This window comes from Gordonia sp. HS-NH1, assembly GCF_001418765.1.
Classification (GTDB): Bacteria; Actinomycetota; Actinomycetes; order Mycobacteriales; family Mycobacteriaceae; genus Gordonia.
In genome coordinates this window covers 24739-45918 of sequence record NZ_LIYC01000032.1, presented here as the reverse complement: position 1 = coordinate 45918, position 21180 = coordinate 24739, and the positions used below count along the sequence as shown (strand labels likewise).

Genomic DNA, 21180 nt, shown 5'->3' with positions numbered 1-21180 from the left:
GTTTCGGTCCTTGTTCGGCGCGGCGTCACGCCGGGCCGGCCGAAGGTCAGCAGGTGATCAGCGATGCCGGGTCGGTGGTGTAGTCGAGCCATTTGCCATACGCGGCGCCGCCGATCCGGTTGCGCAGCGTGCAGATGTCGTCGAGCGTCGGGCCGGCGACGTAGTAGACCGCGTAGATCGGGGTGCCCACGTCGCTCACCTGCTTCAGCGACGGACACGACTGGTCGGTGCGGAGGTAACTCGCTCCCGGGTATCGGTTCAGGTAGGACTGCACCTCGCCGGGGTAGTTCCCGGGTGCGATCGCGTTGGCGACCACGACGATTCCCGTTCCGTCGCACGCCGGCCGGGTCATCGGCACGGTGAGACCGAGATCGCCGGGGACGATCGTGCGCGGGACGCCCGCCGATGGCCCGGGGCCGGGTTGCGACGACGGACCCGGTTCCGATGTCGGTCCGGGACTCGGGCCGGTTGCAGTCGAGGCCGACGTCGACGGGAGCGTGGCGTCGGCGGTGGTCGACAACGGCGCGGCATCACCGGCGGTGCCGGCCGGCTGGTCCTGTTGGGTCGTGGCGATCGCCCACGCGACGATCCCGGCGCAGATCAGCAGTACGACGACCGTGGCCACGATGATCGGGATCAGAGGTGATCGCCGTCGGGGCGGTGCGGTCCATGCCGCGGCTCTGGTGGCATCCCACGGCGTGCCCAGACCGGGCGGTCCACCGGGTGTGGACACGGTCGGAGCGACGGGCACGGCGGGCGGGGGTCCGCCCGGAATGATCGTCGGGGCGCCGCCGAGAGGCTCCGAGCGCAGGGCCGCGCCTGCGTCGGCGACCAATTCGGCAGACGAATGCTGCCGTTGCCCGGGATCTTTCGCCATTCCGCGGGCGATGACCTCGTCGACGGCCGCGCCGAGCCGCGGCGGCGGGGCGGTGAGATGAGCGGCGATGAGCCGCTCGATGGTGGTCGCCGAGGCGAACGGGTGTGTGCCGGAGAGGCATTCGAAGAGCACGCATGCCAGCGCGTAGATGTCCGCGGGCGCTCCCACGACGCCGTCGCCGAAGCGTTCCGGCGCCATGTACCCGAACGAACCGACTGCGGTGCCGGTGCTCGTGAACCGGGTATCCGTGTCCGCCTGCGCGAGGCCGAAATCCACGAGGTACGCGAAGTCGCGATCGTCGACGAGGATGTTGTCGGGTTTGACGTCGCGGTGGACCAGCCCGGAACGATGTGCCGCGTCGAGGGCGTCACCGATCTGGCCGACGATCCGAAGCGCGCGTTCGGCCGGGAGGGGACCGTCCTGGACAAGCAGCGTGCGCAGGTCGCGACCGTCGACCAGTCGCATGTCGATGAACAACCGCCCGTCGATCTCGCCCCAGTCGTGGATCGGTATGACGTGTGGATCGTTGAGGCGGGCTGCAACGCGTGATTCGCGATGGAACCGGTCGCGGAAGGCGGGATCGTCGGCGACCTGGGGGCCGAGCAGTTTCAGGGCGACGACCCGATCCTTGCGGGTGTCGGTGGCGCGGTACACCTCACCCATTCCGCCCCGGCCGATCAAGCCCTCGATGAGGTAGGGACCGAGCCGGTCGCCGGCGCGTAGGGATGCTGACACGCGGACAAGCGTAGGGGGCCGTGGTCGTTCACCGACGCCGACACCGCGCGATGTCGCCCGTTCGGCGGGTTCCGGGATCCGCGGAGCGGTCCCCGATACGGTTGTCCCGAGTGAGCCGTCGGCGACGTTTTCGCCGGCACGGACCCGAGGAGTGACGATGGGGACGACGATCCTTCCGATCGGCGAGGTGACCGGGGCGCTGATCGCCCAGTGGGGTGCGCTCGGTGAGCTCGCCCGCGCGCTCGGTGACGACGCGTGGTCGGCGCCGTCGGTCCTGCCCGGTTGGACCAACGCCGACATCGTCGCCCACATCGTCGGCACCGAGAGCATGCTCGAGGGTCGTGATGTCGAGGCCACCCGCACGGTCAGCGCCCTCGATCACGTCCGCAATCCGATCGGCGAATTCAACGAGAAGTGGGTCGACCACTACCGTCCGAAGCCGCGTGCCGAGGTGGTCGCCGCCCTCGACGAGATCGTCGGTGTGCGCACCGCGGCGCTGAAAGCGATGTCGCAGGCGGACTTCGACGCCGAGGCGATGACGCCCGCGGGACCCGAGACCTACGCTCGCTTCATGCGGATCCGCATCTTCGACTGCTGGGTGCACGAGATCGACCTGCGTGACGGCACCGACCGTTCCGCGGTCGTCGATCCGGTGCCGGCGTCGTTCGCACTGGACGAGCTCGCTGCGTCGCTCCCGTTCGTCGTCGGCAAGCGGGCCGATGCGCCGAGGGGCAGCTCCGTGCTCTTCGACATCACCGGGCTGTCCCCGCGAACGGTACGGATCGCCGTCGGGGACCGGGCGGGCATCGTCGACGAGTTCGACGGCGGCGACGACGCGGCCGATGTGCGTATCCGGTTGGACGCGACCAACTTGGCGCGGTTCGCCGGTGGTCGACGCGACGCGGACCCGTCCGCGGTGGAACTGCACGGCGATCAGGCTCTGGGACAAGCGATCCTGAGTCGGATGAACTACGTGATCTGATCGGCGGTCCGTCGAGATCGTCACGCCGCGGTAACAGCCGGCTGGTCTCGAAGTTCCGGTTGCGCTTTGTCCCGGTATCCGGGACAAAGCGCAACCGGATCACGGTGTGCTCGCGCGTTATTCGCTGACGGTAGCCTTCTGGATCAGCAGGTTCTGGTTCGGCGGGCCTGATGCGGCACCGGGGCGGGTCGGGGTGAAGCCGCCCGCCAGGACCTTGTCGAGGACGGCCAGCCCGGACGGGTCGATGGTGCCGGCGATCGAGTAGGTCAGGGGGAGTCGGGTGTCGTCGGCGAGCAGGAAGAACGTGGTCGATCCGGTTGCGCCCTCCTCGTCGGGTAGGTCGAGGATGCCGACGGAGCCGCGCGGATAGGTGACCTGCGGTACCCCGTCGTCGTCGGTGCCGGCCGAAGGCAGGTTCTCGGGCAGCTCGTCCGGGCTGGTCCACCCCGGATTGGTTCCCTCCCGGCCGCCGGAGGAACCGCAGATGAGGTACTGCCGCGAAGCGCGGTGACATTTGCTGTTGTCGTAGAAGCCGGACTTGATCAACGAGACCACCGCCCCGACGTTGCAGGGCGCCTCCGCGCGGTCGAGCGTCAGATCGATCGTGCCCTGGCCCGCGATGGGGATCTGCGCCTCGACCGTTCCGGTGTTCGGCTGGGTCGCGGCCGGTGCGGGCTCGGTGATTCCGCCCACGGCCGTGCGCTGGGGGTAGTCGCACGTCACGGTACCCGCCGGCATCGCGCTGGTCGACGTCCCCGGGGCGGCCGTGTCGTCGTCGCCGCCGGAACCGGCCAGGACGACCACGATCCCGGTGACCGCCAGCACGAGCACCACCAGCCCGACTCCCACCGCGATGGCGACATTCCGTCCGGTGTTCGACTTGTGCGCCGGGGGTGTCGGCGCACCGCCATAGGGGTTCGGGCCCGAGAAGTGCGGGCCGGCAGAGGATCGCTGGGGACCGGAGAACTGCTGGGGACCGGGAAACGGCTGGGGCCCGGAGAACTGCTGGGGGCCCGAGTGTCGTTGTGGGCCCGATGGTCTCGGTGGGTCGGGGGGTCTCTGCGGGCCGGGACCCCCGGGCGGCGAGAGGAAGCCTCGCGCGGCGCCCGCCGGGCCCGGTGGGGGCGTGCCGGGCGAGATGATCGTCCGATCCGAGGCGACCGGACCGCCGGGCGTCGCGGGTGCGCCCGAGCCGGACCCGCCCGGTGCGTACGTCGGCGGTGCCATCGTTGGCGGGGCCATCGGCGGGGGTGTCACGATGCGGGGTGTCACCGTCGGTGGCGCTGACGGGGCGGGCGGCTCGGTGAGCGCGGTCGACGCGGCCCGGATCAGTTCGCGTGCCGTGGGGTAGCGCTGGGCGGGGTCCTTGGCGAGTCCGCGTGCGATCACCGGGTCGAGCGGACCGCCCATCGTCGGCGGTTCCTTGGTGATGTGCGCGGCCATCAGACCCTGGTCGGTCTTCGCCGGGTACGGCGGCTGACCTGTCACACACTCGTAGAGCACGCAGGCGAGTGCGTAGTTGTCCGAGCTCGGCCCGGCGGGATCGTCACCGAAACGCTCCGGCGCCATGTACGCGAGTGTCCCGAGCGCCGTCCCGTTCTGGGTGAGCCGGCTGTCGGTGGTTCCCTGCGCGATCCCGAAGTCGACGAGGTAGGCGAAGTCGTCGGAGTCGACGAGGATGTTGTCGGGCTTGATGTCTCGATGGACGAGGCCGCCGCGGTGTGCGGCGTCCAGCGCGGACGCGACCTGACCGAGGATCGAGATCGCGCGGGTGGCGGGCAGTGGACCGGAGGCGAGCAGTGCGCGCAGGTCTTGTCCGTCGACGAGTCGCATGTCGATGAACAGGACGCCGTCCTTCTCGCCCCAGTCGTGGATCGGGATGACGTGCGGGTCGGAGAGTTTCGCCGCGGTCTTCGACTCGCGCTCGAATCGTTCGCGGAAATCCTTGTCGTGCACCAGATGTGGGGGAAGGAGTTTCAATGCGACCCGGCGTTCGCGGACGGTGTCGAAGGCCTCGTACACCTCGCCCATGCCGCCGCGACCCAGGAGTCTGTCGATGCGGTACGGGCCCAGCGTCGTCCCCGCCCGCGACGATGGATCGCTCACGTCATCCTCGGTTCCTCGGCGTCGGGATCGAGTAAACCCTATCCATTCACCGAGATCGACGTGCAGCGCGCCTCGGCGCTCGGGATCTCCGAGGGACGGCCCGCTCCGGCGGTTCCTCACGGCCGCCGAGCGTCACGCCTCGTCGACGAGCGCCTCGCCGCGGGCGAACTCCCGCGCTCGACCTCCGGAGAGGGTCTGGGCCGGCAGCGGATCGCTGAGCAGGGTGCGGATCAGCGTTGCCGACGGGTCGAGCGGGGCATCGCTGCCCGCGATCACGATGTTGCCCGTGCGTCGACCCTTGAACATCGCGGCGTCGGCGATGAGCGCGAGGTGATCGAACACCGCTCCGACGGTCGCGGCCTCGGCGCGAGCACCGGCGAGGTCCCGGCTGTCGCCGCAGTTGGCGAGGTACAGGCCACCGGGGGTGAGGACGTCGCGGACGTGATTGGTGAACTCGGTGGTCGTCAGATGTCGCGGGGTGCGATCGCCGGCGAAGGCGTCCCGCACCACGACGTCGCGCGTGCCGGGTTGGAGTGCCTCGACGACCTCGCGCGCGTCGCCGACGCGGATACGCAGCTTCGGCGCTCGGGGTAGGTCGAACCATTCGCGTACGAGGCGTGCGAGTTCGGCGTCGATCTCGACGGCCACCTGGCGGGCGTCGGTGTAGCGATTGTCGAGGTGGCGTGCCAGTGCGCACGCCGCACCGCCGAGGTGCAGGACCCGGAGGCGTTCGGTGGCGGGGTGGCGTTCCTCGATGACGGCGGCCATCTGTCGCAGATATTCGAAGTCGAGCGCGGTGGGGTCGTCGGGGTGGATGTGTGAGCTGTGGGCTCCGTTGATCGTCAGCAGCCAGCCGCCCGCGATGGTGTCGGGGCTCAGCTCGGCGACGCCCGTGTCGATGTCGTACCGACCGGGTGTTGGCTGTGCGTGTGTCCGGGCCACGGGGGCCAAGTGTCCCAGCCGGCGCCGGGAGCGGAGCGAGCGGGCCGGATGATGCCGGCGCCGGGAGCGGAGCGAGCGGGCTGAATCGTTGTGGCGCCGGAGCGGAGCGAGCGGGCTGAATGTGCACCGGCCCGGGTCGATACCATCGCGCGGTGCCCAGACCACCGCGTGTTCATCGCCCGCGTCCAGATCGCCGGCGCGGTGCGGTGACCGCGACGGGGATGCTGGTCGGTTTCGTGCTCGACGGTCTGTTCGGGGATCCGTCCCGTGGACATCCGGTGGCCGGGTTCGGTCGGCTGACCAGCGCGGTCGAGCGTCGCCTCTATCGGGATTCGCGGAGAGCGGGTGCGGGTCTGGTCGGGGTGATGGTGGGGTCGACGGTGGTCCTGGCGGCGGTGCCGGATCGACGCGCGACGGGCGTCGCCGGTGTCGCGGTGACCGCCGCGGCGACGTGGGTCGCCCTGGGTGGCACCTCGCTGTGCCGGGTGGGCGACGCGGTCGCGGACGCGTTGGAGGCCGGTGACATCGACGCCGCGCGTGCGCTCATCCCGAGCCTGTGCGGCCGGGACCCGGAGTCGCTCGACGAGGCGGGTCTGTGCCGTGCGGCTCTGGAGTCGATCGCGGAGAACACCTCGGACGCGACGGTCGGGCCGCTGGTGTGGGGGGCGCTTGCCGGTGTTCCCGGCGTGCTCGGGTACCGGGCGGTGAACACGCTCGATGCGATGGTCGGCTACCGGAACCGGCGTTATCGGAACTTCGGTTGGGCGGCCGCGCGCCTGGACGACCTCGCTAACCTGCTGCCGGCGCGATTGGCGGGTTCGTTGCTGGTGATTCTCGGCGGCGCTCCGCGCCGGACGATCGCGGCCTGGCGTCGCGACAGCGGTGCCCACCCGAGTCCGAATGCCGGCGTCGTCGAAGCCGGGTTCGCGGGTGCGCTCGGGGTGCAGCTCGGCGGACGGACGGTGTACCCGCACGGCGTCGAGGTGCGTCCGACCCTGGGTTCCGGACCGGCGCCGGGGCCGGCGGATCTCCGCGCCGCGGTCGCCCTGTCGCGACGGGTGCAGCAGGCCACCGTGCTGACCTGTGCGGCCGTCGCCCTGGCGCGACCGGGGGTGACGGCCGCGTTGCGCCGGCTCAGCCGCCGTACCGCCGGGTGAGTTTGTCGCGAACGTCGCGGGACTCGTCGGCGGTCCGCGGCCCGTGGCCGATCTCGCCGACCTGCTGGGTCATCGTGGTTCCGGCGGCTGCCCGGAGCTCGTCGCGACGGTGCTGGCGGCGCTGAGCGCGCGATTCGGCGGCCGGACCGGGAGCGGCCGCCGGGGCGGACGAGGGGTCGGAGTCGGTACCGGGCGCGGTGGCGTCGGCCGTGGTGGCGGACGCCGAGGCCTCGGCGGCAGCACGGCGTCGGGCGCGGATCTCGGAGAACAGGAAGTATCCGACGCCGAGGGGCGCCATCACGCCGAAGGCGAGCCACTGCAGGCCGTAGGACAGGTACGGACCGGTGTCGAGCTGCGGGAGCGAGATCTCACCGAGTGACCCCGGCTGGTCGGGGGAGAGCTGGAGGTAGAAGTCGTCCATCGGCGTCGAGGTCGCGTCGGCCACCAGGCCGGGGTTGATGGTCGCGACGGTCAGTGCGCCGTTCTCGACGCGGGCGCCGCGATCCGTGCTCACACTCTCGGCTGCGCGGATCCGGCCGTCGACGGTCTGTTCGCCGGCCGGCGGCGCGGGGATGTCGGGGACCGCACCCTCGACGGGTCGGACGTACCCGCGGTTGACGAGGATCACCCGATCGGACCCGCTGACCGCGAACGGGGTGAGTACTTCCACCGCGGGACGCTGGTCGATGTTGCGGAGCCGGACGAGGGCCTGCCGGTCGGTCAGATAACGACCGGTCACCGCGACCGACCGCCACTCGGAGGACGGCACGAAGGCCGACGACGGCGCCACCTCGGCCAGCGGGGCCGTCTCGATCGACGTGGCGGTGCGGATCAGGTCGTTGCGGCGCTCGGTGTCGGAGTTCTTGCCGAGCTGCCAGGGCGCGAGGAGGGTGAAGCAGGCCACCGCGAACGCAGCGACCACGACACCGAGGGCAATCCACCCGGGCCGAAGGATCGTTCGCAGTACGTGCACACCGCCAGGCTACCGAGCGGGGTAGCCTGGTCGAAATGCGAGACTTCCTCTGCTTGAACTGCGGTCAACGTCTCTCCTTCGAGAACAGCCTGTGCCTGAATTGCCGGAGCCCTCTCGGCTTCTGGCTGAAGACCAGGTCGATCCACGTCCTCGACGACAAGGCGCGCGCGGAGGTGGACGGCGTGCTGCTCGAGCGCTGCGCCAACACCAAAGTGGCGCAATGCAACTGGCTGGTGAAGTGGACCGGCAAGCCGACCATGTGCGAGTCGTGCCGACTCACCCGCACCCGGCCCGGTGACGACGACACCGAGGCGCTGCCCATATTCGGCCAGACCGAGACCGCCAAGCGTCGTCTCATCCTGGAGCTCGACGAGTTGGGGCTGCCCATCGAGACGCGGGATGAGAACCCGCAGTCCGGACTGGCTTTCGACCTCCTCTCCAGCGCGCAGCAGTCGGTGATCACCGGCCACGCGAACGGGGTCATCACGCTCGACCTCGCCGAGGGCGACGACGTTCACCGGGAACAGATGCGCGTCGAACTCGCCGAGCCGTATCGCACCGTCCTCGGGCACTTCCGGCATGAGATCGGTCACTATTACCAGCTCGTCCTCATCACCGACGACCGTCGTCCGGGCTTCGAGGAGTTGTTCGGCAACCCCGACGACGACTACCAGGCGGCTCTCGACCGCCACTACAGCGAGGGCGCTCCCGAGGGCTGGCAACAGGACTACGTGTCGTCCTACGCGACGATGCACCCGGCCGAGGACTTCGCCGAGACGTTCGCGCACTACCTGCACATCCGCGACACCCTCGACACCGCGGCGGCGTTCGCGATGGCGCCCGCCGGAGCGACTTTCGAGGGTGTGCCGCCGGGCGATGTCGGCTTCGATCGCCTCCTCGACGAGTGGCTACCGCTGACGTGGGCGCTCAACCAGATCAACCGGTCGATGGGTCACCCGGACCTCTATCCGTTCGTGTTGCCCGAGAAGGTGCTGACGAAGATCCGCTTCGTGCACAACCTGGTGGCCCCGGCGGCCTGAGGCTGTCATCTCGGTCCAAACACCACAACGCCCTGCTCCTCGCACCTCAGCTCAGGGAGCAGGGCGGGCGCACCGTTCGCCCGTCAGGCCCAGCGCGTGTCGTGCGGATCGAGCTCAGGACACCCCGAGTTCGCCGCGTACCCAGTCGATGAGACCCGGCATCGAACTCTCGATCTGTTCGCGCGTCACCACGAAGTCCTCGGTGGTGCCGTAGTACGGGTCGGCGAGATCGAGGTCGTCGGCGGGGGCGGAGGGGTCGAACGAGCGCAGCAGCCGTGTGCGGTCGCCGAGCCGCTTGCGTTCGAGTTCGCGCACGTGGCCCTCGTCCATGGCGAGCAGGAGGTCGGCGTCGAAATGCTCGGGTCCGAGCAGGGCGGCGACATGGGCGTCGGAGTAGCCGTGCGCGACCAGCTCGGTCCGCGCACGGTTGTCGGCCGGTTCGCCGACGTGATAGCTGCTCGTCCCGCCGCTGGACACACGCACCTTGCCGCCGAGCCCGGCGTCATCGAGTGCGGTCCGGAAGATGTTCTGCGCCATCGGTGACCGGCAGATGTTGCCCGTGCACACGAAGCAGATGTGAAGTTCGTCAGCCACTGCTACCTCACAAGTCGATTCGCCGTCAGCCGGGATTCGGGGTGCGGATCACGCACCCAGGACGTCGCGCAGTTCGGCCACGGACCCGACTGCCCAGGTCGCGCCCTGTTCCTCCCCGCCCAGAGCGTAACCCCAACGCACGAGAATCGCTGGGATGCCGAATGCCGCTGCGCCCAGCACATCATGGCTGCGATCGCCGATCATCACGACCGGAGCGGTGACGTGCCCGGTCTGTGGGTCGGTGGGTATCCGGAGTTCTTCCAGCGCAGAGGCGATCACATCCGATTTCTCGCGGCGGGTGCCGTCGTCGCTGGCACCGGCGATGTAGCGGAAGTGGTCGGCGAGACCGAAGTGCTCGAGGATCCGGCGCGCGGTGGTCTGGTTCTTCGACGTGGCGATCGCCAACGTGCGGCCCGCGGCGGCCAGATCGGCGAGTAATTCGCCCATCCCGTCGAACACCGAGTTCTCCAGCCAGCCGACCTCGGTGTATCTCTCTCGGTACGCGCGCATCGCCTTGTCGGCCACCTCGGACGAGAGCCCCAGCGCATTGAGCGTGTCGATCATCGGCGGGCCGGCGATCCCGGCCACGAGGCGCGGGTCGGGCTCGGGTGCTCCGACCGTGGCGAGCGCGTGCCGAAAGCTGTTCTCGATTCCTGCGAAACTGTCGGTCACCGTGCCGTCGAGGTCGACGAGTAGGACGGTCTCGGGGTGGCGTGGATCCGGCGTCGTCGTCACCTCTCCATCGTGCACGTAAGGTCTGAACACATGACAGCTGGGTACGACGCGCTCGATGTCGAGACCGGGCCCTCGCGTCCGTCCGCGTCCGATGGGCCGACACGCGCCGGTCACGCCGGTGCGGTGCCCACCCAGACGCACCCACCGCACGCCGATCTCACCGACCCGGAACGCCACGGTGACCAGGACGCCGCCCCGGGACTCGTCGACTTCGCGGTGAATGTCCGTGGTACGCCGCCCGCATTCGTGCTCGACGCCATCCGGTCGGGACTCGACGACCTCGCGCGGTATCCGACCGGAGCGCAGGAGCGACGTGCCGTCGACGCGATCGCCGCGGCACACGACCGCCGCCCCGAGGAGGTGCTGCTGCTCTCCGGAGCCGCCGACGGATTCGAGATGCTGCCGCGGCTGGGGTCTCGGCATGCGGCGCTGATCCAGCCGTCGTTCACCGAACCGGAGATCGTGCTGCGAGCCGCCGGCATCCCGATCTCGCAGGTGGTGCTGACCGAACCCTGGCACCTGCCCGCACCGGACGGGATCGGGACTGCCGCGACCGTGCCGGACGATGCCGACCTGGTGATCCTGGGCAACCCCACGAATCCGACCTCGGTGCTGCATCCGGTCGAGGCCGTTGCCGCTTTGCGCCGCCCGGGCCGGATCATCGTCGTCGACGAGGCCTTCGCCGACCTCACGCTGGGCGCCGACGGGATGCCCGAACCGCAGTCCCTCGCATCCGCCGACTGGCCTGATCTACTCGTGATCCGAAGCGTGACAAAAACATTCGGACTGGCCGGCCTGCGTGCGGGCTACCTCCTCGGACCGGTCGGCCTGCTCGACCGGCTGCGCGCCGGGCGCCGACCGTGGGCGGTGTCGACCCCGGCGCTCGCCGCGCTGACCGCGTGCGTCGAGGAGCAGGGACAGCGATACTGCGCCGAGACCGCACGGGCGGTCGCCGAGGAGCGCGCCGACATGGTGGGTGAACTCACGCGCGTCGGGCTCCGCGTGGCGGCCGAGCCCGCGGCGCCGTTCGTCCTGGTCGAGATGCGCGACGCCACCGAGGTGAAACATCGTCTGATCCGCCACGGTTTCGCGGTGCGCAGCTGCGCCAACTTCGTCGGTCTCGGTGATTCGCACCTTCGTCTCGCCGTCCGTCGGCTTCCGCAGGTTCGGGCGCTCACGCGCGCGATCGAGCTGGTACGAGAGGAGATCGACCGTGAAGTCGGAACCCCGCGCTGACCCGTCCGTGACGGTCGGCGACGTCGTCGACGTGGTCGAGCGTGCCTATCCACCCGCCCTCGCCGAATCGTGGGACGCGGTCGGTCTGGTGTGCGGCGACCCGGCCGACTCCGCGCGCGGTGTGCTGGTGTGCGTGGACGTGACCGATGCGGTGGTCGACGCCGCGGTCGAGGCCGGCACCGGGATCGTCGTCGCCCACCACCCGCTCCTGCTGCGCGGCGTCACGTCGGTGGCCGCCGACACCCCCAAGGGACGGATCGTTCATCGGCTGATCCGCAACGGGATCGCGCTGCTGTGCGCACACACCAACGCCGACAGTGCGCGGCCCGGCGTCTCCGACGCGCTCGCCGACCGTCTCGGACTGCGCGGCACCGTCCCCATCGAGCCGAAACCGATTGCGGCGATGGACAAATGGGTCGTCATGGTGCCGGAGGGAAACGTCGAGCAGGTGAGTGAGGCGATGTTCGCCGCGGGCGCGGGGGCGATCGGCGACTACCGGGACTGCTCCTGGACGGTCGTCGGTACCGGACAGTTCGAGGCCGGTGAGGACGCGTCGCCGACCATCGGCGAGATCGGGATGCGCACGCATGTCGACGAGGCGCGGGTCGAGATGGTCGCGGCACGAGGGCTGCGCGCCGGTGTCCTGCGCGCCCTGCGTAACGCGCACCCCTACGAGGAACCGGCCTTCGACGTGTTCGAGCTGGCCGACCTCAGCAGCGACGTCGGGCTGGGGCGGGTCGGGTCGCTCGAGGAACCGATGACCTTGCGCGACTTCGTCGACCGGGCCGCTCGGGTGCTGCGCACTCCGACCGGCGTCCGCGCCGCGGGTGACCCGGATGCGCTGGTGCGGACCGTTGCGGTGTGCGGCGGGGCCGGGGATTCCCTGCTCGGACGTGTCCGCGGTCTCGGCGTCGACGTCTATCTGACCGCCGACCTGCGTCATCATCCGGTCGACGAGAGCCTCCGCGACGGCGGGCCGGCAGTGGTCGACGCCGGGCACTGGGCGACCGAGTTCCCGTGGTGCGCTCAGGTCGGGGCACTTCTGGAGGCCGAATTGGGCACGCCGGTGAGTGTGTTCGAGGCCCCGACCGATCCGTTCGCGCTGCACAGTGCGGGCTGAGTCACCGACACCGAGCCGCCGCCGACTCTCCCGCACCTCCCGCGTACGGTAGGGGGACTTTCGCCGAAGAGGAGACCGCAATGAAAGTCGACGCCGCCGTGCAGCGACTGCTGCTCGATCTCGCGGACTCCGATGCCGAGATCAACCGTCTCGTCCATCGCCGCAAGACCCTGCCGGAGGACGCCGAGATCGCCGAGCACAATTCCGCGATCGACGCCGCGCGTGACGACCTGGTGCGCGCGGAGATCGCCGCGGAGGACCTGGGCCGCGAGTACCGTCGGATCGACTCCGAGGTGACCGGCATGGCCAACCGCGAAGCCAAGGACTCGGCTCTGTTGACCGGCGGTGGCCTGGCGCCGAAAGCCTTGTCGGAGTTGCAACACGAGCTCGCCGGGCTGGGTCGTCGGCGGGCCGTGCTGGAGGACGAGATGCTGTCGCTGATGGAGCAGCAGGAGGCCGTCGAGTCCGAACGCACCCGCGCGGCGGCGACCATCGGCCACCTCGAGGAGAAGGTCGCCGAGGCGCAGGTCCGGCGAGACCGGTCGCTGGAGTCGATCGACGAGGACCTGTCGCGTGCCCGGGAGCGCCGGGAGTCCCTCGAGGCCGAGATCGATCCGCCGCTGCTCGCGGTGTACGAGAAGCAGCGTGCCGGAGGCCGCATCGGTGCAGGCCTGTTGCGGGCCCGCCGGTGCGGGGCGTGCCGGATGGAACTCGACCGCGGGACCATCGCGGCCATCGGTGCGGCGCAGTCCGACGAGGTCATCCGATGCGAAGAGTGCGGCGCGATCCTGGTGCGCACTGTCGAGTCCGGAATCTAGATCCATGACGGCAACGGCCGAAGAGTCTGTGCCCGAAGGCGATTCGGCGGCGAAGGCGCCGTCGTGGCAGGGACGGCGCGGGGAGCCGACGCGGTTCATTCTGCTCCGGCACGGACAGACCGCGCTGTCGGTCGGACGACGCTACTCCGGTCGCGGCAATCCCGAACTCACCGACGAGGGCCGACGCCAGGCCCGCGCGGCCGCGGAGCGCGTCGTGCGTGAGGACGGGATCGCCGCGATCGTGACCTCGCCGTTGCGTCGTGCGCGCGCCACCGCCGAGGAGGTCGGCGCGCTGACCGGGATCGAGGTCGTCGAACACGCCGGGCTGATCGAGAACGACTTCGGCGACTGGGAAGGCCTGACGTTCACCGAGGCGTCCGCGCGTGACCCGGAGTTGCACCGCTCCTGGCTGTCCGACGTCACCGTGCCGGCCCCGGGTGGGGAGAGTTTCGCCCAGGTCGCCGAGCGCATCGCGCAGACGAAAGCCGAACTGCTGGACAGGTATCCGGGGCAGACGGTGGTCCTGGTCTCGCACGTCACCCCCATCAAGACGATGTTGCAGGATGCACTCGGCGTCGGACCCGAACTGTTGTTCCGGCTGCACCTCGACCTCGCATCGGTGTCGATCGCCGAGTACTTCGACGACGGCGGGTCCGTGGTCCGGCTCGTCAACGACGCCGCACACTGGCGCGTCTGACCGTCGCAGTCCGGTGTCAGAACACCGGTGCCGTCGACTCACCGTCCCGGGCGTATCCTGAGTGCGCGAACGAGTCGGCCGGGCGGCCGCGGTGCGCGGAACGGGCGGTTTCCCGCCACGCCGCGCATCGAGGAAAGTCCGGACTCCGCAGAGCAGGGTGGTTGTCAACGGCAACCCGGGGTGACCCGCGGGACAGTGCCACAGAGAACAGACCGCCGGCCGCAAGGCAGGTAAGGGTGAAACGGTGCGGTAAGAGCGCACCAGCGGCACGGGTGACCGTGCCGGCTAGGTAAACCCCACCCGGAGCAAGGCCGAAGCACGCACCTCGCGGTGCGTGTGCGCGGGCGTCACGAGGGCTGCTCGCCCCAGCCCGCGGGTGGGCCGCTCGAGGTACCCGGCGACGGTGTGCCCAGATGGATGGTCGCCACCCGCATCGGTCTCACGACCGTGCGGGTACAGGATCCGGCTTACGTGCCGACTCGTTCGCCTCTCTCGTCCGGTCGATGCCGTGCCCATCGGCGCGCGTCGCGCCCCACCCGGGTCGTCGTGCTCTCTAGGGTTGGGGGAGTGAAGCGCATTCTCTCGGCCCCCGACATCGACTTCGCCGGTATACGCACCGAACTGGGCGTCGACGAGGAGTACGGCGAGGATGCCCTCGCCGAAGCACGGGCCACCGCGGAACTGATCGAGTCCGGCGCCGCGGGCGCCGACCGGTACGCCGATGTCCGCGAGGACCACACCGAATTGCCGTTCGTCACGATCGACCCGCCGACCTCGCGAGACCTCGACCAGGCGGTGCACATCACCGCAGACGGGGGCGGGTTCGTCGTCGACTACGCGATCGCCGACGTCGCGGCCCTGGTCACCCCGGAGGGCGCCCTCGACCAGGAGAGCCGACGACGCGGCACCACCGTGTACTTTCCGGACGGCTCGGTCCCGCTGCATCCTCGCGAACTGTCCGAGGGCGTGGGTTCTCTTCTGCCCGAACAGGTCAGGCTGTGTGTGCTGTGGACGATCCGGGTGGACGGAGACGGATCGGTGGCCGATGTGCGGGTGCGACGATCCCGAATCCGGTCCGTCGCGCGCCTCGACTACGCCGGCGTCTCGGCCGAGACGACCGCAGGCCGGTTGCATCCGTCCATCGCGGCTCTGCCCGCGTTCGGCGAACTCCGGCACGAGGTCGCGCTGGAGCGGGGCGCGGTCGAACTCGACCTGCCCGATCAGACGGTCACCCGCACCGACGACGGGTGGCGGCTCGATCTCGAGGCGCACACACCCGCCGACATGTGGAACGCGCAGGTGTCGCTGCTGGCCGGGATGTGCGCGGGCACGCTGATGGCCGAGGCCGGTGTGGGGCTGCTGCGCACACTGCCGCCGGCCGAGGACGACGCGGTCGAGGACCTGCGCGCCGCCACCCGGGCGCTCGGCGTGCACTGGCCGCACGGACTGTCGGTGGGACGGTTCCTGGCGGGTCTGCCGGGTGACGAGCCGAGCACGCTGGCCCTGCAGTCGGCCGCCGGGGGCCTGATGCGGGGCGCCAATTATCTCGCGCTCACCGGGGCCGGTGAAGCCGATCGCGTCGACGACGCACTCATGCGGCATTCGGCCATCGGTGGTCTCTACGCACATGTCACCGCGCCCCTGCGTCGCCTGGGCGACCGGTTCGCCACCGAGGTGTGCCTGGCGGTCACCGCTGGTACGCCGGTACCGGACTGGGTGCAGCGTGCGTTGCCGACACTTCCCAAGATCTTGCGGTCCGCCGACACGCTCGGCGCCACCGCGGACCGGGCGAGCATCGACCTCGCCGAGGCCGTCATCCTCCGGGAACGGGTGGGTGAGCGCTTCGAGGCGGTGGTGATGTCCGGCGCCACCGAGCGACGGCCGGCCCAGATCTTTCTGGCCGATCCACCGGTCGTGGCGCGGTGCGCGGGTGATCTCCGGCCCGGCGACCGCGTCGTCGTGGAACTCGTCAAGGCCGACGAGGTCAGCCGGACGGTGGAGTTCCGCCGGGTCTGACCTGTCGTGGCTGCGCCGGCGGGTCAGAGTTCCTTCGCGACCCGACGGTACGCGGCGATCGCACGGTGTCCGTCGGCCTCGAGCCGGGCGTCGATCCGGCCGAGGACGAACATGTCCGGGCCACCGAGGTTTCCGGCCGCTGCGATCTCCGCGAGTCGCGTCCGATTGATCCGGGTGTCGTTGAAATCCCCCAGGGCGGACTGGATCTTCTTGGCCGCCGAGCCGACCTCGCGGTACTTCTTCTTGCCGAGCGGTTCGGTCGCGTCGATGCTGTAGCGCAGCCGCTTCGCCCGCTTGCGGATGGTGTGCAGCTGCTCTTCCCATTCGTCGGAACCCTCGGTGAACCCGGCGAGGCGGGCCTGCGCCCGATGAATGTGCTTGCGGCTGCGGGCGATCGCCTTGTCGACGACCGTAGTCGCCGGTAGGTCGGCGTCGGGACCCGGAGGGGGCGAGGCGATCAGGCCGTCGATGCTGTCGAGCAGGGTGAAGTACCTCTTCGACGACATGGCGGCGTGCGCCGCGCGAAGTGCCCGGTCGTGCGCGGTGACCTCGGTGCCGGCGAGCTCGGCGAGCAGTTCGGGCGAGGCGTTCTCGCCACGCAGCAGCGACTCGCTCAACTCCAGCTGCACCTCCGAATCGCGCGCGTCACCCAGGATCTGGGCGAGCAGCTTCAGTTCGGCGCCGACGTGTGCGGTGCGCTCGGCGTCGAGGACGGTGGGGAAGCCCGACAACACGCTGCGCAGGCGTCGGCACGCCACGCGCATCTGGTGCACCGCGTCGGGGGCGTCGACGCGCACCAGCGGGTCGTAGGCGACCAGTGAATTGCGGTGGAGCGCGATGTCGGTCACGACGAGTTCGAGTGCGGTGGGCCGCTTGGAGAGTCGCGGCTCGTGCACGGTCGGTGTCGCGCCGATCGCCCGGGCGAGCTTCGACGCGCTCGACGCCTCACGACCGCCGCCGGCGCGCAGCGCCTTGTCGGCCGCCTTGAGCAGCTTGGGCGTGCCGCCGGAGAGCAGTTCGAACTCCCACTCCGCCCACTGCTGGCAGTGGCCACCCGGCAGGAGCGACTGCGCGGTCACCAGATCCTCGGCGAGCTCGGCGAGCGGCTCGTCGTCGGCACCCAGCAGCCGGGTCACCGTGCGCGTCGTCGAGATCACCGCGACCGGGATCAGCGTTCGCGCGCGGATGTGGGCCAGGACCGGGCCCGACAGCGCCTCGGGAACCTCACCGTCCGCGGGCGCCTCGTCGAAACCCACCTGCAATTCGCGCCGTGCCCCGGGAATGTCGGTGGGGCGCTTGAGGTGCCAGCCCTCGTCGGTCCCGCCGGTACGCCGGCGCATGGTGATCTTGTTACCGGCGAGATCGAGATTCTCGGTGTCGAAGTAGGTGGCGTCGAGGGAAAAGGTCTCGGGGGTCGTCGCCGAGACGACGCCCGGCAGCGCCCGCAGGTCGGGGGCCGCGTGGCCGGCGTCCACATCGAACTTGAGCTCCACCTCGACCTGCTCGGATGCGGCCACCTGTTCCTCCTGAAGTCGTCGACGGCTGTCCGTCGAGTCTAGTGACCTCGGCCGACCGTCGGCGTCGGCTACCGCGCGAAGCGGTCGGTCGCCTCGATGAGGTGATGGCGGATACCCGGTTCATAGGACGCGTGTCCGGCGTCGGCGACGATGTGCAGATCGGCGGCCGGCCACGCCCGGTGCAGGTCCCACGCGCTGCGCGCCGGGCACACCACGTCGTACCGGCCCTGGACGATGACGCCGGGGATGGAGGCGATCCGGTCGATGTCGTCGAGGAGCTGGCCGTCGCGAAGGAATCCGTGGTTGACGAAGTAGTGGTTCTCGATCGACGCGAACGCGAGGTCGAAGCGGCCGGTGTCCCCGGTCTCGGCGTCGTCTCCCGAGGAACCGTCCGAACCCTCGTCGGGGCGGGGGAGGAGGTAGCTCGTCGCCTGCTCCCAGCCAGTCCAGGCGCGGGCCGCGGCGCGGGCGGTCGCGGCATCGCCGGAGGTGAGCAGCCGGTGGTACGCCTCGACCAGGTCGCCGTCGCGCTCGTCGACCGGTATGGGTTCGAGGTAGCTCTCCCACAGGTCGGGGTAGATGTGTGCGGCCCCGCCGTTGTAGTACCAGTCGATCTCGCTGCGCCGCAGGAGGAAGATGCCGCGCAGCACGAGTTCGGTGACGCGCTCGGGATGTGTCTGCGCGTAGGCCAGTCCGAGCGTCGAGCCCCACGATCCGCCGAAGACCTGCCAGCGCTCGATCCCGAGATGGGTGCGGAGCCGTTCCATGTCGGCGATCAGGTGCGGCGTCGTGTTGACCGTCAGGTCGGCGCCGTCGGCGATGTGGGGCCGCGACTGTCCGCAGCCGCGCTGGTCGAACAGCACGATCCGGTACTTCGCCGGGTCGAAGAACCTGCGTTGCGCGGGGGCGGTTCCGCCACCGGGCCCGCCGTGCACGAAGACGGCGGGTTTCCCGTCCGGGTTGCCCGACGTCTCCCAGTAGATCTGCTGGCCGTCGCCGACGTCGAGGTGACCGGCGGCGTAGGGCTCGATCTCCGGGTAGAAGTTCCGCATGGACGCCAGCGTAGGCGTCCCGATCAGTAGCTGTGCTCGGGACCCGGGAACACCCCGCGGCGTACCTCGTCGGCGTATTGCTCGGCGGCCGAACGCAACTCGCCACCGACATCGGCGAAGCGCTTGACGAATCGGGCGGTCTTGCCGTGGGTGAGGCCGGCCATGTCCTGCCACACCAGGACCTGGGCGTCGGTCTCGTTGCCCGCGCCGATCCCCACGGTGGGGATGGTGAGCTTGCGGGTGATCTGTCCGGCGAGGTCGGCCGGGACCATCTCCATCACCACGGCGAACGCACCCGCCTCCTGGACGGCGATGGCGTCGGCGATGAGCTGATCGGCGCCGTCCCCGCGGCCCTGGACGCGGAATCCGCCGAGCCCGTTGACACTCTGCGGGGTGAAACCGATGTGCGCCATGACCGGGATCCCGGCGGCGGTCAACGCGGCGATCTGGGGTGCCACACGCTCGCCGCCCTCGAGCTTCACCGCGTGTGCGCCGGTCTCCTTGAAGATGCGGAACGCGTTTTCGAGGGCGTGCTGCGGACCCATCTCGTAGCTGCCGAACGGCATGTCGGCGACGACGAGTGCGTGCGGTGCGCCGCGTACGACGCCGCGGATCAGCGGGATCATCTCGTCGACGGTGATCGGGATCGTGGTGTCGTAGCCCAGGACGACGTTGGCCGCGGAGTCGCCGACGAGGAGCACGGGGATCTCGGCGGCATCGAAGATGCGGGCGGAGGAGTAGTCGTACGCGGTGAGCATCGACCACTTCTCGCCTTCGGCCTTCATCTGGGCCAGGTGGTGGATGCGGGTCACGCGACGCTTGGCGGACTGGCCGGAGGCGGGCGCACCATAGACCGAGGAATCGGACATCATTGTCTCTTTCTGCCTCGAGTCCCGACTGGCCGGAGATCGGCGCGGCGGGTACCCGGGTTGAACACGGACGTAGGCCATTGTTTCACCGGCGCGGCCCGTTGTGACCGGTCGTCTCTATGCGATTGGTCACACGTACGAGCGTCTCGACTTTCGGCGTATGCGACTCTGGACACCGAGCCGGCGGTACGACTGTGCCGTGCCGGATCCCAGGTGACCGGCCAGCCGTCTCATCATGTGGGATGGCGTCGGCAAAGCCGCTGCACAGCGAGTTGGATTCGCGCGTGTAACACGGATTTAACAGCGTACTTCTAAGGTCGGCGACCATGGATCGCCAAAAGGAATTCGTGCTGCGGACCCTCGAAGAGCGCGACATCCGTTTCGTCCGTCTGTGGTTCACCGACGTCCTCGGTTATCTGAAGTCCGTGGCGATCGCCCCCGCCGAACTCGAAGGCGCGTTCGCCGAGGGGATCGGCTTCGACGGCTCGGCCATCGAGGGCTTCTCCCGGGTCTCGGAGGCCGACACCGTCGCCAAACCCGATCCGTCGACCTTCCAGGTGCTGCCGTGGACCACCTCGGCCGGCCGGCACCACTCGGCACGCATGTTCTGCGACATCGCGATGCCCGACGGCACCCCCAGCTGGGCCGACTCGCGTCACGTCCTGCGCCGGCAGCTGAACAAGGCCGCCGACCTCGGCTTCAGTTGCTACGTCCATCCCGAGATCGAGTTCTTCCTGCTGAAGGAGGCCCCTCTCGACGGGTCGGTGCCGACCCCGGCGGACTCGGGCGGCTACTTCGACCAGGCCGTCCACGACGCCGCGCCGAACTTCCGGCGGCACGCGATCGAGGCGCTCGAGTCGATGGGCATCTCGGTCGAGTTCTCCCACCACGAGGGCGCTCCGGGGCAGCAGGAGATCGACCTGCGCTACGCCGACGCCCTGTCGATGGCCGACAACGTCATGACGTTCCGCTACCTCATCAAGGAGGTCGCGATCAACGAGGGCGTCTGGGCGACCTTCATGCCCAAGCCGTTCAGCGAGCATCCCGGGTCGGCGATGCACACCCACCTGAGCCTCTTCGAGGGCGACATCAACGCCTTCCACAACCCCGACGACCCGATGCAGCTCTCCGTCACCGGCAAGAAGTTCATCGCCGGCATCCTGCACCACGCCTCGGAGATCAGCGCCGTCACCAATCAGTGGGTCAACAGCTACAAGCGGCTCATCCACGGGGGTGAGGCGCCCACCGCGGCGACCTGGGGTGGCGCGAACCGGTCCGCGCTGATCCGTCTCCCGCTCTACACGCCGAACAAGGCGTCCTCGCGGCGCGTCGAGGTCCGCAGCCCCGACTCCGCCTGCAACCCGTATCTGACCTTCGCGGTCCTGCTGGCCGCCGGACTCAAGGGCATCAACGAGGACTACGAGCTGCCCGACGAGGCCGAGGACGACGTCTGGGCCCTCACCTCGGCCGAGCGTCGCGCGATGGGCTACAAGGAACTCCCCGGAAGCCTGGCCGACGCGTTGAAGGAGATGGAGAACTCGGAGCTGGTCGCCGAAGCACTCGGCGAGCACGTCTTCGACTACTTCCTCCGCAACAAGTGGACGGAATGGACCAACTACCGCAGCCTCGTGACACCGTTCGAGCTGAAGAACTACCTGCCGCTGTAGGGGTGCTGCGGCCCGGTCCGGGACCGCGATGTCGTATTCGGCGGACC

The 21180-nt window shown here is 69.9% G+C and carries 18 protein-coding genes and 1 other RNA gene; 10 read left to right on the top strand and 9 right to left on the bottom strand.

Translation table 11 applies throughout. From position 1 onward, the window contains the following. Positions 1 to 46: 46 nt before the first annotated feature. Positions 47 to 1612 carry a serine/threonine-protein kinase gene (locus AMD30_RS18440; protein ID WP_055476612.1) on the bottom strand — a complete coding sequence of 522 codons (1566 nt, stop codon included), beginning with the start codon at positions 1610 to 1612 and terminating at the stop codon, positions 47 to 49. A gap of 157 nt (positions 1613 to 1769) precedes the next feature. Between AMD30_RS18440 and AMD30_RS18435 the strand changes: the two genes are divergently transcribed. Next, complete coding sequence (locus tag AMD30_RS18435; RefSeq protein ID WP_055476611.1) at positions 1770 to 2594, top strand: maleylpyruvate isomerase family mycothiol-dependent enzyme; 825 nt, start codon at positions 1770 to 1772, stop codon at positions 2592 to 2594. A gap of 117 nt (positions 2595 to 2711) precedes the next feature. Here AMD30_RS18435 and AMD30_RS18430 read toward each other — a convergent pair whose 3' ends face one another. Both AMD30_RS18430 and AMD30_RS18425 read right to left on the bottom strand, forming a co-directional pair. Continuing rightward, positions 2712 to 4700 carry a protein kinase domain-containing protein gene (locus tag AMD30_RS18430; RefSeq protein WP_055476610.1) on the bottom strand — a complete coding sequence of 663 codons (1989 nt, stop codon included), beginning with the start codon at positions 4698 to 4700 and terminating at the stop codon, positions 2712 to 2714. 132 nt (positions 4701 to 4832) lie between these two features. Beyond that, positions 4833 to 5642 carry a spermidine synthase gene (locus AMD30_RS18425; RefSeq protein ID WP_055476609.1) on the bottom strand — a complete coding sequence of 270 codons (810 nt, stop codon included), beginning with the start codon at positions 5640 to 5642 and terminating at the stop codon, positions 4833 to 4835. Positions 5643 to 5761: 119 nt separating this feature from the next. Here AMD30_RS18425 and AMD30_RS18420 point away from each other — a divergent pair, with 119 nt between their 5' ends. Continuing rightward, positions 5762 to 6799, top strand: a complete 1038-nt coding sequence (locus AMD30_RS18420; RefSeq protein WP_055476608.1) for a cobalamin biosynthesis protein — start codon at positions 5762 to 5764, stop codon at positions 6797 to 6799. On the opposite strand, the gene AMD30_RS18415 is transcribed toward AMD30_RS18420, so the two are convergent. Beyond that, positions 6777 to 7772, bottom strand: a complete 996-nt coding sequence (locus tag AMD30_RS18415) for an SURF1 family cytochrome oxidase biogenesis protein (RefSeq protein WP_197282807.1) — start codon at positions 7770 to 7772, stop codon at positions 6777 to 6779. The two genes, AMD30_RS18420 and AMD30_RS18415, sit on opposite strands and share 23 nt — an antisense overlap. Before the next feature lie 35 nt (positions 7773 to 7807). Here AMD30_RS18415 and AMD30_RS18410 point away from each other — a divergent pair, with 35 nt between their 5' ends. Further along, a complete protein-coding gene (locus AMD30_RS18410) occupies positions 7808 to 8812 on the top strand; it encodes a zinc-binding metallopeptidase family protein (RefSeq protein ID WP_055476607.1) in 1005 nt (334 codons plus the stop codon). 114 nt (positions 8813 to 8926) lie between these two features. On the opposite strand, the gene AMD30_RS18405 is transcribed toward AMD30_RS18410, so the two are convergent. Both AMD30_RS18405 and AMD30_RS18400 read right to left on the bottom strand, forming a co-directional pair. Continuing rightward, positions 8927 to 9406, bottom strand: coding sequence for a low molecular weight protein-tyrosine-phosphatase (locus AMD30_RS18405; protein WP_010841157.1), 480 nt, complete (start codon positions 9404 to 9406; stop codon positions 8927 to 8929). 48 nt (positions 9407 to 9454) lie between these two features. Beyond that, positions 9455 to 10141 (bottom strand): HAD hydrolase-like protein, encoded by a 687-nt coding sequence (locus AMD30_RS18400; protein WP_055476623.1) that lies wholly within the window; start codon positions 10139 to 10141, stop codon positions 9455 to 9457. Between the two features lie 30 nt (positions 10142 to 10171). On the opposite strand from AMD30_RS18400, the gene cobC reads away from it, so the two are divergent. The 6 genes from cobC to AMD30_RS18375 all read left to right on the top strand — a co-directional run bounded on the left by cobC (position 10172) and on the right by AMD30_RS18375 (position 16028). Further along, positions 10172 to 11377, top strand: a complete 1206-nt coding sequence (gene cobC / locus AMD30_RS18395) for an Rv2231c family pyridoxal phosphate-dependent protein CobC (protein WP_055476606.1) — start codon at positions 10172 to 10174, stop codon at positions 11375 to 11377. Next, complete coding sequence (locus AMD30_RS18390) at positions 11355 to 12497, top strand: Nif3-like dinuclear metal center hexameric protein (RefSeq protein ID WP_055476605.1); 1143 nt, start codon at positions 11355 to 11357, stop codon at positions 12495 to 12497. The genes cobC and AMD30_RS18390 overlap by 23 nt, the downstream gene beginning before the upstream one ends. 80 nt (positions 12498 to 12577) lie before the next feature. Beyond that, positions 12578 to 13315, top strand: a complete 738-nt coding sequence (locus AMD30_RS18385; RefSeq protein WP_010841153.1) for a zinc ribbon domain-containing protein — start codon at positions 12578 to 12580, stop codon at positions 13313 to 13315. A 4-nt stretch (positions 13316 to 13319) separates the two neighbouring features. Continuing rightward, positions 13320 to 14012, top strand: a complete 693-nt coding sequence (locus AMD30_RS18380; RefSeq protein ID WP_055476604.1) for a histidine phosphatase family protein — start codon at positions 13320 to 13322, stop codon at positions 14010 to 14012. 70 nt (positions 14013 to 14082) lie between these two features. Further along, positions 14083 to 14498, top strand: an RNA gene (gene rnpB / locus AMD30_RS18490) — RNase P RNA component class A. A gap of 81 nt (positions 14499 to 14579) precedes the next feature. After that, positions 14580 to 16028, top strand: a complete 1449-nt coding sequence (locus AMD30_RS18375) for an RNB domain-containing ribonuclease (RefSeq protein ID WP_055476603.1) — start codon at positions 14580 to 14582, stop codon at positions 16026 to 16028. A 23-nt stretch (positions 16029 to 16051) separates the two neighbouring features. Here AMD30_RS18375 and AMD30_RS18370 read toward each other — a convergent pair whose 3' ends face one another. The 3 genes from AMD30_RS18370 to panB form a co-directional block, all read right to left on the bottom strand. Further along, entirely contained in the window at positions 16052 to 17545 is a 1494-nt protein-coding gene (locus tag AMD30_RS18370) for a CYTH and CHAD domain-containing protein (protein ID WP_010841150.1), read from the bottom strand. A gap of 68 nt (positions 17546 to 17613) precedes the next feature. Further along, entirely contained in the window at positions 17614 to 18597 is a 984-nt protein-coding gene (gene pip, locus AMD30_RS18365) for a prolyl aminopeptidase (RefSeq protein WP_055476602.1), read from the bottom strand. 23 nt (positions 18598 to 18620) lie between these two features. After that, positions 18621 to 19466, bottom strand: a complete 846-nt coding sequence (gene panB, locus AMD30_RS18360; protein ID WP_055476622.1) for a 3-methyl-2-oxobutanoate hydroxymethyltransferase — start codon at positions 19464 to 19466, stop codon at positions 18621 to 18623. A 326-nt stretch (positions 19467 to 19792) separates the two neighbouring features. Here panB and glnA point away from each other — a divergent pair, with 326 nt between their 5' ends. Then, a complete protein-coding gene (gene glnA / locus AMD30_RS18355) occupies positions 19793 to 21133 on the top strand; it encodes a type I glutamate--ammonia ligase (RefSeq protein WP_010841147.1) in 1341 nt (446 codons plus the stop codon). The last annotated feature ends 47 nt before the right edge of the window (positions 21134 to 21180 follow it).